We start from the raw sequence: 12,720 nt of genomic DNA on the forward strand, positions 1-12,720 counted from the left end.
CGGCAGCGGTGACAACCCATCCGACACGCGATAAAACGCCTGGCTCAAGCGTCGGCGCGTTGTACCGGATGCGCCGCGAGCCATTCGTTCTCCGCATCGTCGTAGAGCCGCGAACGCGTCAGGAATCTCAGGCCAGTCGGGCGTTCAAGCGAGAACATCCCGCCGTTGCCGGGCACCACGTCGATAATCAGCTGCGTATGCTGCCAGTACTCAAACTGAGATTCGCTCATATAGAACGGCACGCCCGCGATCGCGCCGAGCTTCACGTCGGACGCACCCACCATGAATTCACCGGTCGGAAAACACATCGGCGCACTGCCGTCGCAGCATCCGCCCGATTGATGAAACAGGATCGAGCCGTGTTCGGTGGCCAGTTTTTGAATCAGCGAAACGGCGGCATCCGTCGCGACTACACGTTCAACAGACATTCGGTTCCCCGGCAAAAAGAAGCAGACCGCGACCGAGGCGACCTGCCTATGGACAAGCAAGCAGACGGACAAACACGAACCCATCAAGCGGAATAACAAACGTCTCGACGAGCGAGCCGATTGGCGCTTAGAAGAAGCCGAGCGGCTTGTCGCTATAGCTGACGAGCAGGTTCTTCGTCTGCTGATAGTGGTCGAGCATCATCTTGTGCGTTTCGCGGCCGATACCCGATTGCTTGTAGCCGCCGAACGCGGCATGCGCCGGATACGCGTGATAGCAGTTCGTCCAGACGCGCCCGGCCTGAATCTGCCGGCCGAAGCGATATGCACGCGTGCCGTCGCGCGTCCATACGCCGGCGCCAAGTCCATACAGCGTGTCGTTTGCGATATCGAGCGCTTCGTCTTCGTTCCTGAACGTCGTCACGGCAACGACCGGCCCGAAGATCTCTTCCTGGAAAATGCGCATTTTATTGTTGCCGCGAAACACGGTCGGTTTCACGTAGTAGCCCTTGCCGAGTTCGCCGTCAAGCGTATTGCGCTCGCCGCCGATCAGGCATTGCGCACCCTCCTGCTTGCCGAGATCGATGTACGAGAGGATCTTTTCGAGCTGTTCCTGCGAGGCCTGCGCACCGATCATCGTCTGCATATCGAGCGGGTGCCCTTGCGCAATGGCTGCGACGCGCTTGACCGCGCGCTCGATGAACCGGTCGTAGATCTTCTCTTCGATCAGCACGCGCGACGGACACGTGCACACCTCGCCCTGATTCAGCGCAAACATCGCAAACCCCTCGAGCGCTTTATCGAAGAAGCTGTCGTCATGGTCCATTACGTCGGCAAAGAAGATGTTCGGGCTCTTGCCGCCCAGCTCGAGCGTGACGGGAATGAGGTTCTGGCTCGCGTACTGCATGATGAGGCGGCCCGTGGTCGTCTCGCCGGTGAACGCGATCTTCGCGATGCGCTTATTCGAAGCGAGCGGCTTGCCCGCTTCGAGGCCGAAGCCGTTCACGACGTTCACCACGCCAGGCGGCAGGAGATCCTGAATCAGTTCCATCAGCACGAGGATGGAAGCGGGCGTTTGCTCCGCGGGCTTCAGTACGACGCAATTGCCGGCGGCGAGCGCGGGTGCGAGCTTCCACACGGCCATCAGGATCGGGAAATTCCACGGGATGATCTGACCGACCACGCCCAGCGGCTCATGAAAGTGATACGCGACGGTGTCTTCATCGATCTGCGAGATCGAGCCTTCCTGCGCGCGAATGCAGCTTGCAAAATAGCGGAAGTGGTCGATTGCAAGCGGGATATCGGCGGCCGTCGACTCGCGCAGCGGCTTGCCGTTGTCGATCGTCTCCGCGACCGCGAGACGCGCGAGATTCGCTTCCATACGGTCCGCGATCTTGCTGAGGATGTTCGCGCGCCCGGCGGCCGAGGTCTTGCCCCAGCTCGCTTTCGCGCGATGCGCGGCGTCGAGCGCGAGTTCGACGTCCGCTTCCCGCGAGCGCGGAATCGACGTGAATGCTTCGCCCGTGATCGGCGAGATATTGTCGAAATACTCGCCGCCGGCCGGCTTCACCCATTCTCCGCCGATAAAATTCGCGTACTGCTTTTTGTACGGGTAATCGGTGCTTAGAAACTGCATCTCCGCGTGATTCATCTGAATGCTCCTCACATGTGTCGGGTCGTTCGAGTCGGCAGCCTTATCGCATCAGCCGCGCGCTCGTTACGCCAGATCCATGCCAGTCGCCGCAAACCGCGTTTGATCGCGGTGCATCGGGCACCGTCGCAATGCATAGTCGTTTCGCATACCTAGATGTGTGCTTTCGAGGCGCATCGATACTGAACAGGTGTCTCAGCCGCTGTTCATGAACTGAACAACGGGTGCGCGCGAGTCGGCTGCAACGGCTTGCGCACAGCGCTTTTTTGAGCAGCTAGAGTGTCGAGGGCATCCATTGCACGACATTTGCTCCCCGGTGATCTCCATGACGACCGACACCGACCTTCCCGATGCCGCTGAGTCCGAGGCAGCGGCACATGCGCAGCGGCACGCGTTGTATCGCGTGCAGACGCGCATCGCTCACGACGCCGACGAACAGGCGCGCAATCTTCACGGCTGGCGGCAGACCTACGATCAACTGACGTCGGGCCGCTTTATCGGCCAACTCACGGGCTTGCATGTCGACGACATGCACGTGTTCCGCGAAACGACGAGCGAGACGCTGCGCCAGACATGCGAGGTCCAGTCGGACGCATACTGGCTCGGCATTCCCGTGAATCGCGGCGCGACGGGGCGCATCGACGGTGGTCTTATCGATGGCGAGACTGTTGCGTTGAGAGCGGGCGGCATCGAGTTCGAACTGGTGACGCCGGCCGGCTATGAAATCTTCGGTGTGGTCGTGCAGGGCGGCATCTTGCGTCGACATGCAGCGTTGGCGGGGCACGGTGATGCGCTGATCGATCGCGCGTCGCTTTCGCGCGTGCTGCGGATCGATCCTGCGCGCAAGACGCAGCTCTGCGCACGCCTCGCGCACATTCTGGCCGAAGGTGACGCCGCGCTCGCGACGTGCGCGCGGCCCCAGCTGCATGCATCGGTGCTCGACGCGCTGCTCGACGCATGCGCCACGACGACGGATGGCGAGCCGATAGAGGCGCCGTCGTCGCGGTCGCGCCGGCGCCGCATCGTCGGCGAATCGCGCGATTATGTGCTGGCGAACCGCGATCGTCCGGTGAGTGTGCCCGAACTCTGCGAGCACCTGCACGTGAGCCGGCGCACGCTGCAGTACTGCTTCGAGGACGTGCTCGGCATGGCGCCTGCGAGCTATCTGCGCGTGATCCGGCTGAACGGCGCGCGCCGCGAGCTCTGCGATGCCTCGCGCGGCGGCGCGCTCTCCGTGCAGAATGTGGCGGCCGCGTGGGGCTTCTGGCATCTGAGCCAGTTTGCGACCGACTACCGGAAGCTGTTCGGCATGCGGCCTTCGGATACGCTCAAAGCCGCGCAGATGCTGCACAGCGAACTCCGCTTTGCCCACTGACGCCGCGCCGGCCTGCCCTTTGCTGCGGCTTGCTACCGGGTGCCGACCCGGGTGCCGACCCGGGTGGTTGCGCAAGCTTTTCCTCCCGGTACGTGCGGTCCGCGATCGCCCATCCGCTAAAATCGCCCGATATCGAACGCATCTACCTGAGGAATCACCGTGTTTATCTGCAGAAACCAGTCCTGCGGCGCCGAGTGGGAGCTGTCGGACGTCGTCATCAAGAACGAGGGTCAGGGGCTGCTGTTCCGCTGTCCGATGTGCGGCGCGCGCAATTACGTCGAACGCTTCGAGTCGGACGACGGCGCCGTGCTCTACGAGCAGCTCGATGGCCGTCCTTATCAGGATTGAACATGAATAGCCCGACGTCTTCCACCGCCTTCGGCACGCTGCCGCTGTCGCCCGCCGCGCTCGCGAATCTCGCGCAATTGGGCTATGTCGACATGACGCCGATCCAGGCGGCCAGCTTGCCGCTCGCGCTGGCCGGCCACGATCTGATCGCGCAGGCGAAAACAGGCAGCGGCAAGACCGCGGCCTTCGCGCTGGCGCTGCTCGCGCGGCTCGACGCGCGCAAGTTCGACGTGCAGGCGATGGTGCTGTGCCCGACACGCGAGCTCGCCGACCAGGTCGCGCAGGAAATCCGGCGCCTTGCGCGCGCCGAGGAAAACATCAAGGTGCTGACCTTGTGCGGCGGCACGCCGATGCGCCCGCAGACCGCGAGCCTCGAACATGGCGCGCATATCGTCGTCGGCACGCCGGGACGCATCATCGATCATCTCGAGCGCGGCAGCCTGCCTTTGCAGGCGCTCAACACGCTCGTGCTCGACGAAGCCGATCGCATGCTCGACATGGGCTTCTTCGACGATATTGCGACCGTCGCGCGTCAATGTCCGAAGGAACGGCAGACGCTGCTTTTTTCGGCGACTTACCCTGACGGTATTGCGAAGCTGAGCCAGCAGTTCCTGCGCAACCCGAAGCAGATCACGCTCGAGGAGCGCCACGACGACAGCAAGATCCGTCAGCGTTTTTATGAAGTGACCGACGACGAGCGGCTGCACGCGGTCGGCCTGCTGCTCGATCACTATCGGCCTGTCAGCACGCTCGCGTTCTGCAATACGAAACAGCAGTGCCGCGATCTGCTCGACGTGCTACGTGCGCAGGGTTTTCACGCGCTTGCGCTGCATGGCGAACTCGATCAGCGTGAGCGCGATCAGGTGCTGATCCAGTTCGCGAACCGCAGCTGCTCGGTGCTCGTCGCAACCGATGTCGCCGCACGCGGACTCGATATCGCGCAGCTCGAAGCAGTCATCAACGTCGACGTGACGCCGGATCCCGAAGTGCACGTGCATCGGATCGGCCGCACGGGCCGCGCCGATCAGGATGGCTGGGCGCTGAGCCTCGCGAGCATGGACGAAATGGGCCGCGTCGGCAGCATCGAGAAAGCGCAGGGGCGCGAAGTGGAGTGGCATCCGCTCGCGGAGCTCGAGCCGAGCGGCACGAACGGCAGCACGCCGCACTTGCTGCCGCCGATGGAAACGCTGCAGATTCTCGGCGGCCGCAAGGAAAAGATTCGTCCCGGCGATGTGCTCGGCGCCCTGACTGGCGATGCGGGCTTCGACGGCGCGCAGATCGGCAAGATCAACGTGACCGAGTTCTCGACCTATGTGGCGGTGGAGCGCGGGATTGCGCGCGAGGCGCTGCGCAAGCTCAACGCCGGTAAGCTGAAGGGGAAGAGGGTCAAGGTGCGGCTGATGGACGAATAGATCCGAGCGAATAAACCCGGACGAATGAGGGCGGACGAATAAGGGCGAACCAATAAACCCGACCGAATAAAAGCGAACGCATCAAAGCAGACGAACAAAGCAGACGAGTACAAGCGGAGACACCCCATGCAAAGCGCGATGCAAACCCGCTCGAAGCTGCCCGATGTCGGCACGACGATTTTCACCGTGATCGCTCAACTGGCTGCCGAGCACGACGCGTTGAATTTGTCGCAAGGCGCGCCGAATTTCATGCCGGACGCTACGCTGATCGAAGACGTCGCGCAAGCGATGCGCGACGGTCACAACCAGTACGCACCGATGACCGGTATCGGCGCGTTGCGCGAAGCGCTCGCACGGAAGGTCGAGACGCTGTACGGCGTGCGATACGACGCATCGTCGGAAGTCACGGTAACCGCGAGCGCGAGCGAAGGGCTTTACGCGACGATCAGCGCGCTCGTGCATGCCGGCGACGAGGTGATCTACTTCGAGCCGTCGTTCGACAGCTATGCGCCGATCGTCCGCCTGCAAGGCGCCACGCCGGTGCCGATCAAGCTGTCGCTGCCCGATTTCCGCGTGAACTGGGACGAAGTGTCCGCGGCCATCACGCCGAAGACGCGGATGATCATCGTCAATACGCCGCACAATCCGACGGCCACGGTTTTCCGGGACCACGACATCGAACGCCTGAAGGCCGTCACGCGCAAGACGGACATCGTGATCCTGTCCGACGAAGTCTACGAGCACGTCATATTCGACGGCGCGAAGCACTACAGCATGGCATGCGATCAGGAGCTGGCCGGGCGCAGCGTGATCGTGTCGTCGTTCGGCAAGTCGTATCACGTGACAGGTTGGCGCGTGGGCTTCTGCGTCGCGCCCGCAGCGCTGATGGACGAAATCCGCAAGGTGCACCAGTTCATGATGTTTTCGGCCGATACGCCGATGCAATATGCGTTCGCCGCCGCGCTCGCGCAACCGCAAAGCTATCTCGGCCTTGCCGCCTTTTATCAGCAAAAGCGCGATCTGCTCGCGAACGCGCTGCGCGAGTCGCGTTTCGAACTGCTGCCGAGCGAGGGCAGCTTCTTTATGCTCGCGCGCTTTCGCGGTTTCTCCGACGAAAGCGACAACGACTTCGTGCTGCGCCTGATCCGCGACGCGCAAGTTGCGACGATCCCGTTATCGGCGTTCTATACGGACGGTACCGATTCAGGACTGATCCGCTTAAGCTTTTCGAAAGACGACGCGACGCTGCTCGAAGGCGCGCGCCGTTTGTGCGCGATCTGACGCATCGACTTCATGCTGTCTCGTCTGAATAAATTCATATCAAAAGGGAGAAAGTCGAAATGAAGCTGCCAGGAAACCGGTTATCGGGCGCGTTGCTGCTTGCGTGCGCATTCGCCTTGCTCACCGCCGCGGTTGCACCGCTGCCGGCGCAAGCCGCCGACGTGAAGACGCTGCGCTACGGCCTCGAGGCGCAATACCCGCCGTTTGAATCGAAGGGGCCGAACGGCGAGCTGCAGGGCTTCGATATCGACGTCGGCAACGCCGTCTGCAAGGCTGCGAAGCTCAAGTGCAGCTGGGTCGAGACGTCGTTCGACGGGCTGATTCCGGCGCTGCAGGGCCGCAAGTTCGACGCGATCAATTCGGCGATGAACGCGACCGACAAGCGCCGCGAGGCGATCGACTTCACGAATATCATTTACCGCGTGCCGACCGTGCTGATCGCGCGCAAGGACAGCGGCCTGCTGCCGACGTCCGAAACGCTGAAGGGCAAGCGCGTCGGCGTGCTGCAGGCGTCGATTCAGGAAACCTTCGCGAAGGCGCACTGGGAACCCGCCGGCGTGATGGTCGTGCCGTATCAGGATCAGAACCAGGTGTACGCGGACCTGCGCTCGGGGCGCCTCGATGCGACGCTCGTGCTCGCGCCGGCCGGCCTGACGGGCTTTCTGTCGCGGCACGAAGGCAAGGATTTCGCGTTTGTCGGGCAGCCGGTTCGCGACGACAAGATTCTTGGCAGCGGAATCGCCTTCGGCATCCGCAAAGGCGACGATGCGCTGCGCGAGCAGCTGAATGCGGCGATCGCCGCGGTGCAGGCCGACGGCACCGTGAAGGCCCTCGCGCGGAAGTACTTCGGGAACATCGACGTATCGGCGAAATAAGCCGCGTTCGGTGGCGCCCCGCCGTGCCGTCCGCAACAGTGGCGTTTGCCGGACGTCAGGATCGGGAATAAAGCGGCTCGTGACGCTGTTTGCGCATGGGAAGAGGCACCTTTTTCCACGCTCAGATCATGGCGCATAGCGATTTCACCACCGACTCACCGCTGACCGAAGCGGACATCCAGGCGTTTGCCGACGGGTCGCTGTCGCCTGAGCGCGCCGCGCGCGTGCAGCGCTACCTCGGCGCGATGCCGGGCGAGGCGAGCCGGATCGCGTTCTATCGCCGGTTGAATGGGCAAATGCAGCGTTCGTTCATGCCACATGCCTCCGCTCAGGCCGCCACGGGCAATTCGGTGAAGTTCGGCCGGCGCAACACCGCCCCGCGCGGCTGGCGGGCGACGCTGCATGTCGCCTGGCGCGCCATCTCGGGCTCCGTTGCGCAGCGCATCGCCTTGCTCGTGCTGGCATTGTGCGGCTGGGCGGCTACCGCGTTCGTCTCCGATCGTCAGTTGAACGCCGCGGCGGTGATGAGCTACGCGCAGTGGGCAGCGGCGTCGGCGCAGACAACGGCGCGGCAACCCGTTCCGGCGAATCGCGACCCGTTTTCGACCGAGTTCGCGCAGCTGGGCTGGCGGCTCGAATCGGCGAGGACGCTGCGGCTCGGCCTGATCGCCGACGCTCAGGAGTTCGACTATCGCAATGCGGAAGGCCAGCCGGTCGTGCTGCTGACGACGAGCGCGCCGTTCGTCTTCGACCGGCCGCGCTGGATGGGCCATCGCGTCGGCGAATGGCGGCTGCTCACGTGGACCGAGAACGGCACGCGCTATGTGCTGGCGGGCCGCGCCGACACGCACGGCCTGATGCGCGCGGCCGACGCGGCGACCTTCCGATGAACGCGTGCACGCCGCGGCGCGGCCTCGCGCCGGCTTGAATCCTACCCTTTTACGAAAGTTACATGGGCGGGGAATAGAATCGCTGGAATATTGTTCGCAGTGGTAGAACCGTCGTGCGCCGGGCAGGTGCGCGGCCCGCGATCCCTGACGGGTATAGAGAATGGACATCCGTGACGAACTGATGGAACACGTACCGCGTCTGCGCCGCTATGCGCGGGCGTTGGTCAACAACCGGGACTTTTCGGACGACCTCGTTCAGGACACGCTCGAACGCGCGCTGTCGCGGACCGAGAAGTTCAAGGAGGGCAGCGACCTGCGCGCGTGGCTCTTCACGATCATGCACAACGTGTTTATCAATCAGGTTCGCAAGGCGTCGACCAAGGCCGTGCACGTCTCGGTCGACGACGAGAGCGTGGTCGAAAGTGAATTTGCGGTGTCGCCGAACCAGACGCAGTCGCTCGAGGTGCGCGACCTCGACTACGCGCTGCAGCGGTTGCCGGCGGACCAGCGCGAAGTCGTGCTGCTGGTCGGCCTCGAGGAGATGAGCTATACGGAGGTCGCGCTTGCGCTGGACATTCCGATTGGTACCGTGATGTCGAGGCTGTCGCGCGGCCGCGAGCGGCTCAGGGCATTGATGGCGGGCGCGCATCCCGGCGCGAAATTACAGGTGGTGCGATGAGCGAACAGCAAACCCCGATCAGCGAAGAGGATCTCCACGCCTACGTGGACGGCGCGCTTTCCGAAGCGCGCCGCGAGCAGGTGGAGCGTGCACTCGAGCAGAATCCGGCGCTCGCGTCGAAGGTCAGCGATTACTTCTCGCTGAACAGCATGTTCCACGATCGCTACGACCGTGTGCTTGCCGAGCCGGTGCCGGCGCGTCTGCGCCCGCGCAAGACGCGCAACTGGCGCGAGGCGATGAACTGGCCGCAATTCGCGGGGATGGCGGCTGCGCTTGTGCTCGGTGTCGGGATCGGCGTCGGCACGAATATGGGCAAGAGCGTGCCGGGCGGCGGCTGGATGGGGATGGGCGCCTCGACCTCGGATACGCGGCCGGTCAGCGCGGACAGCACCGAAACGTTCGCGCGCAGGGTGGCCATCGCGCATGTCGTGTACATGCCCGCGGTGACACGGCCATCGGACCTGATGGGGCAAGGCCACGAGGAAGACTTCGTGCAGATCCTCGCAAGCCGCCTCGGCACCGACGTCCATCCGCCGATGCTGACGAAAAGCGGCTTTCAGCTCGACGGCGGCCGGATGCTGCCGGGCAAGGACGGCCCGATGGCTCAGTTCATGTACCGCAATGCGCAGGGCGAGCGCGTGACGCTCGTGATTTCGCACCGGAATACGAGCGCGAATACCACCGCGTTCAAGCTGTATCAGGATGGCCCGGTGAATGTGTTTTATTGGGTGGACGGCAATTTCGGCTATGCGGTGTCGGGCGGGCTCGATCGCAATGTGATGCTGCAGCTTGCGCACGACGTCTATGCGCAATTAACCGGGGCGACTGCGGGTTAAAGCGCGGCGTAAACGTAATTCGACGGGCGCTTTGCTTGTCGCTATAAGGCCGATCGGCGCGAGCCGGTCGGCTTTTTGTTTTGTTGCGTGCGGTTCAGGATCGCCGTCGTGCCGGCGTGAGTAAGCGTCGATCAAAGTAATTGTCGGGCAAACAAAAATATCAACCGTATGTCGGAAAACGGGTAATAGCTTATTGCGCGAATTAGAAAATATTCTCCGGGTACACTCGCGAGCCGGTTGCTTTACCCGATTAAACGTTTCTCCTTAACGGACTCACGGATTGCCCATGAAGACCACCCACACTACTGATATTTCTCTGCAGAATAGCCGCGTCGTCATCGCTGGCGGCACGTCGGGCATTGGCCTCGCGGTCGCGCAGGCGGCGGCGCGCGCCGGCGCGGAAGTGACGATTGCGTCGAGCGATATGCGGCGCGTGCAGGACGCACTCGAACTGCTGCCGAAGGGCACGCGCGGCGAGACCGTCGACTTCACCGACGAAACGCGCGTCAATGCCTTCTTCGAGCGCGTCGGCGCGTTCGACCATCTTGTCTATACCGCAGGCGAATCGCTGTTTCTGCAGACGCTCGCCGAACTCAGCATCGAAGAGGCACGCAAGGCCTTCGACGTGCGCTACTGGGGCGCGGTGACCACCGTCAAATACGCGGCGCCTTATCTGCGTACCGGCGGTTCGATCACGCTGACGAGCGGCGTGGCGTCGTCGCGGCCGTTATCGACATGGGTGATTCCGTCGAGCATTCTCGGTGCGATGGAATCGCTGACGCGCGCGCTGGCCGTCGAACTCGCGCCGCTGCGTGTGAACGCGGTGAAGCCGGGCGTGTTGCGCACGAACCTGTGGAGCAACATGACCGAGGACGACCGCAACGGCCTGTATGAGGTCGTCGGGAACAAGCTGCCCGTGCAGCGGGTCGGTGAAGCGAGCGAGGTCGCGAATGCGTATCTGTATCTGATGCAGCAGGGCTACAGCACGGGGCAGGTCATTGTCGTCGACGGTGGGCATATGCTTGTGTAGGGCGAGGCGGGCGTCGCTGCGGGCCGGCGCGGGTTCCGGTATTTTTTCGTATTGCAGCGCGCGTTACGCCTTTGGTGACTGATTAATGTCGGATTCCGTCTTGGGCTGCCTGACCTCGGCGTCCTACACTGCATCGCATTGACATTCACCGATGGGAGCAAGCAATGAGCATAAAGGACAAACTGCCGGCCGGAACGAAGCTCGGTTTCGGCACCGCGCCGCTTGGCAACATGTTCCGTGCGATTCCTGAAGAAGAAGCGGCCGCGACCGTCGAAGCGGCATGGCAGCACGGGATCCGCTACTTCGATACCGCGCCGTTTTATGGCGCGGGCCTTGCTGAAATCCGGCTGGGCGATATTCTCGCGAAGCACAAGCGCAGCGAGTACGTGTTGAGCTCGAAGGTCGGCCGCGTGATTCTCGATGAAATCGAAGACGTCAGTGCGCGCGAGCAAGGGGAAAAAGGCGGCGTGTTCGCGCATGGGCGTCCGAACAAGATCGTCAACGACTATTCTGCCGACGGCACGTTGCGTTCGATCGAAGATAGCCTGAAGCGGCTCAAGACCGATCGCATCGAGATTGTCTGGGTGCACGACATCGCACAGGATTTTTACGGCGACGATTGGCTGTCGGTGTTCGAAACGGCGCGCAAAGGCGCGTTTCGCGCGCTGACGCGGCTGCGCGAAGAAGGCGTGATCAAGGCGTGGGGCGTTGGCGTGAATCGCGTCGAGCCGTGCGAGCTTGCGCTCGATCTCAGCGAAACGAAGCCCGATGGCTTTCTGCTGGCGGGGCGTTATACGCTGCTCGACCACGAGCGCGCGTTGCAGCGTTTGATGCCGTCCGCCGCGAAGCATGGAGCCGAGATCGTGGTCGGCGGTCCGTACAGTTCGGGTATTCTCGCCGGCGGCGCGCACTTCGAATATCAGAAGGCGTCGCCGGATATTGTCGCGAAGGTCGAGAAGATCAAGGCGATCGCGAAACGTCATGGCGTCAGCGTGAAGGCCGCCGCCGTGCAGTTTGGACTTGCGAATCCGGTGGTGGCGGCGGTGATTCCAGGGGCGAGCAAGCCGGAGCGGATTGCTGAAGATCAGGCTGCCGTCAACGAAGTCATTCCGGCGGATTTCTGGCGTGAGATGCGGCAGGAGAAGCTCGTGGCGGAGAATGCGCCGTTGCCGATCGATCGATAAAGCCTGATCGCCTGCGCGCCTGACGGGTGGTTTCCGACTTCTGCGGGCCGGCCTGGCGGTCGGTCGGCGTTGGCGCGGGCGTGCGGCGGTCGGCGCATCGAGTGCGTTGTTGCGGGCCGGCACACCCTGAGTGTCGCGGTCATGCCGCGCTGCTTCACCGCTTTATTGACCGCCGCATGCGGTGTCGCCTTCCTGACAGTGCAACTGGCTATCGAGCAGTTTCGTTTGGGCTTTCGTGAGGTCGTCGAGACACGACGCGAGGACCATGCCGTGAATGCTGCCATCGCTCGAGCCCGACGCATTGAAATTGCACTGCGCATCGCGCCATGCGATCCACGCGCGCTGCGCTTTCTGTAGTTTGTCCTTGCCCGGCTTGCTGACTTTCGCCTGTAGTGCGCGGAAGGTCTGGTTGAGCTTTGCGTCCGAAGCCTTCAGGCTGTTGTTCGCGCATTGGGTTAGCGTGGCCTGGTCCGTCGCGTTCGCGCAGTCGAGCTGGGCGGCGAAGGCGGGATGGGCGGTGAGCACGAGTGCTGCTACCGTATACGGGATCGAGGCGCGCATTGGATGGGTCTCTTGCTGGTTGGCTAATTGGGGAATTCGGCAATTGAGCGAGCCGTTGAAAGGTACCGTGGTTAGCGCTTGATTGGCGGTATCTGAGCCGGTTTTGAAGCTTGATGGCACGAATGCGCATTAGCGATTATCTGCGAGACAGATATTGAGGGCGAGCATTCTGG

13 protein-coding genes are annotated in these 12,720 nt (G+C 62.9%); 10 read left to right on the forward strand and 3 right to left on the reverse strand.

Features of this window, described 5'->3' with window-relative positions; genetic code table 11:
- Nucleotides 1-44: 44 nt before the first annotated feature.
- Together BTO02_RS01045 and adh are read right to left on the reverse strand one after the other, a co-directional pair.
- The gene (locus tag BTO02_RS01045) at nucleotides 45-428 is read right to left on the reverse strand and encodes a DUF779 domain-containing protein (protein ID WP_075155439.1); all 384 of its coding nucleotides are present in this window, start codon (nucleotides 426-428) and stop codon (nucleotides 45-47) included.
- A gap of 127 nt (nucleotides 429-555) precedes the next feature.
- The gene (gene adh / locus BTO02_RS01050) at nucleotides 556-2,076 is read right to left on the reverse strand and encodes an aldehyde dehydrogenase (protein WP_075155440.1); all 1,521 of its coding nucleotides are present in this window, start codon (nucleotides 2,074-2,076) and stop codon (nucleotides 556-558) included.
- A 325-nt stretch (nucleotides 2,077-2,401) separates the two neighbouring features.
- On the opposite strand from adh, the gene BTO02_RS01055 reads away from it, so the two are divergent.
- The 10 genes from BTO02_RS01055 to BTO02_RS01100 all read left to right on the forward strand — a co-directional run bounded on the left by BTO02_RS01055 (nucleotide 2,402) and on the right by BTO02_RS01100 (nucleotide 11,986).
- Complete coding sequence (locus tag BTO02_RS01055; RefSeq protein WP_083614941.1) at nucleotides 2,402-3,451, forward strand: helix-turn-helix domain-containing protein; 1,050 nt, start codon at nucleotides 2,402-2,404, stop codon at nucleotides 3,449-3,451.
- 159 nt (nucleotides 3,452-3,610) lie between these two features.
- The gene (locus BTO02_RS01060; protein WP_075155441.1) at nucleotides 3,611-3,799 is read left to right on the forward strand and encodes a hypothetical protein; all 189 of its coding nucleotides are present in this window, start codon (nucleotides 3,611-3,613) and stop codon (nucleotides 3,797-3,799) included.
- A gap of 2 nt (nucleotides 3,800-3,801) precedes the next feature.
- A complete protein-coding gene (gene dbpA, locus BTO02_RS01065; RefSeq protein WP_075155442.1) occupies nucleotides 3,802-5,211 on the forward strand; it encodes an ATP-dependent RNA helicase DbpA in 1,410 nt (469 codons plus the stop codon).
- Between the two features lie 126 nt (nucleotides 5,212-5,337).
- Entirely contained in the window at nucleotides 5,338-6,492 is a 1,155-nt protein-coding gene (locus tag BTO02_RS01070; protein WP_075155443.1) for a pyridoxal phosphate-dependent aminotransferase, read from the forward strand.
- A gap of 59 nt (nucleotides 6,493-6,551) precedes the next feature.
- Nucleotides 6,552-7,367: an ABC transporter substrate-binding protein gene (locus tag BTO02_RS01075; protein ID WP_075155444.1), complete on the forward strand. Its 816-nt coding sequence runs from the start codon at nucleotides 6,552-6,554 to the stop codon at nucleotides 7,365-7,367.
- Between the two features lie 95 nt (nucleotides 7,368-7,462).
- A complete protein-coding gene (locus BTO02_RS01080; protein WP_232243419.1) occupies nucleotides 7,463-8,257 on the forward strand; it encodes an anti-sigma factor family protein in 795 nt (264 codons plus the stop codon).
- Nucleotides 8,258-8,417: 160 nt separating this feature from the next.
- Nucleotides 8,418-8,936 (forward strand): RNA polymerase sigma factor, encoded by a 519-nt coding sequence (locus tag BTO02_RS01085; protein ID WP_075155446.1) that lies wholly within the window; start codon nucleotides 8,418-8,420, stop codon nucleotides 8,934-8,936.
- Nucleotides 8,933-9,772: an anti-sigma factor family protein gene (locus BTO02_RS01090; RefSeq protein ID WP_075155447.1), complete on the forward strand. Its 840-nt coding sequence runs from the start codon at nucleotides 8,933-8,935 to the stop codon at nucleotides 9,770-9,772. The genes BTO02_RS01085 and BTO02_RS01090 overlap by 4 nt, the downstream gene beginning before the upstream one ends.
- Before the next feature lie 286 nt (nucleotides 9,773-10,058).
- The gene (locus BTO02_RS01095; protein ID WP_075155448.1) at nucleotides 10,059-10,802 is read left to right on the forward strand and encodes an SDR family oxidoreductase; all 744 of its coding nucleotides are present in this window, start codon (nucleotides 10,059-10,061) and stop codon (nucleotides 10,800-10,802) included.
- Between the two features lie 164 nt (nucleotides 10,803-10,966).
- Nucleotides 10,967-11,986 carry an aldo/keto reductase gene (locus BTO02_RS01100; protein WP_075155449.1) on the forward strand — a complete coding sequence of 340 codons (1,020 nt, stop codon included), beginning with the start codon at nucleotides 10,967-10,969 and terminating at the stop codon, nucleotides 11,984-11,986.
- A gap of 162 nt (nucleotides 11,987-12,148) precedes the next feature.
- On the opposite strand, the gene BTO02_RS01105 is transcribed toward BTO02_RS01100, so the two are convergent.
- Entirely contained in the window at nucleotides 12,149-12,547 is a 399-nt protein-coding gene (locus tag BTO02_RS01105) for a lysozyme inhibitor LprI family protein (protein WP_075155450.1), read from the reverse strand.
- Nucleotides 12,548-12,720: the final 173 nt, after the last annotated feature.

Source organism: Paraburkholderia sp. SOS3 (assembly GCF_001922345.1).
Classification (GTDB): Bacteria; Pseudomonadota; Gammaproteobacteria; order Burkholderiales; family Burkholderiaceae; genus Paraburkholderia.

Bases quoted from the DNA above. Each gene is read 5' to 3' on its own strand.
- BTO02_RS01045 (WP_075155439.1), bottom strand. From the start codon at position 428: ATGTCTGTTGAACGTGTAGTCGCGACGGATGCCGCCGTTTCGCTGATT.
- adh (WP_075155440.1), bottom strand. From the start codon at position 2,076: ATGAATCACGCGGAGATGCAGTTTCTAAGCACCGATTACCCGTACAAA.
- BTO02_RS01055 (WP_083614941.1), top strand. From the start codon at position 2,402: ATGACGACCGACACCGACCTTCCCGATGCCGCTGAGTCCGAGGCAGCG.
- dbpA (WP_075155442.1), top strand. From the start codon at position 3,802: ATGAATAGCCCGACGTCTTCCACCGCCTTCGGCACGCTGCCGCTGTCG.
- BTO02_RS01070 (WP_075155443.1), top strand. From the start codon at position 5,338: ATGCAAAGCGCGATGCAAACCCGCTCGAAGCTGCCCGATGTCGGCACG.
- BTO02_RS01075 (WP_075155444.1), top strand. From the start codon at position 6,552: ATGAAGCTGCCAGGAAACCGGTTATCGGGCGCGTTGCTGCTTGCGTGC.
- BTO02_RS01080 (WP_232243419.1), top strand. From the start codon at position 7,463: ATGGGAAGAGGCACCTTTTTCCACGCTCAGATCATGGCGCATAGCGAT.
- BTO02_RS01085 (WP_075155446.1), top strand. From the start codon at position 8,418: ATGGACATCCGTGACGAACTGATGGAACACGTACCGCGTCTGCGCCGC.
- BTO02_RS01090 (WP_075155447.1), top strand. From the start codon at position 8,933: ATGAGCGAACAGCAAACCCCGATCAGCGAAGAGGATCTCCACGCCTAC.
- BTO02_RS01095 (WP_075155448.1), top strand. From the start codon at position 10,059: ATGAAGACCACCCACACTACTGATATTTCTCTGCAGAATAGCCGCGTC.
- BTO02_RS01100 (WP_075155449.1), top strand. From the start codon at position 10,967: ATGAGCATAAAGGACAAACTGCCGGCCGGAACGAAGCTCGGTTTCGGC.
- BTO02_RS01105 (WP_075155450.1), bottom strand. From the start codon at position 12,547: ATGCGCGCCTCGATCCCGTATACGGTAGCAGCACTCGTGCTCACCGCC.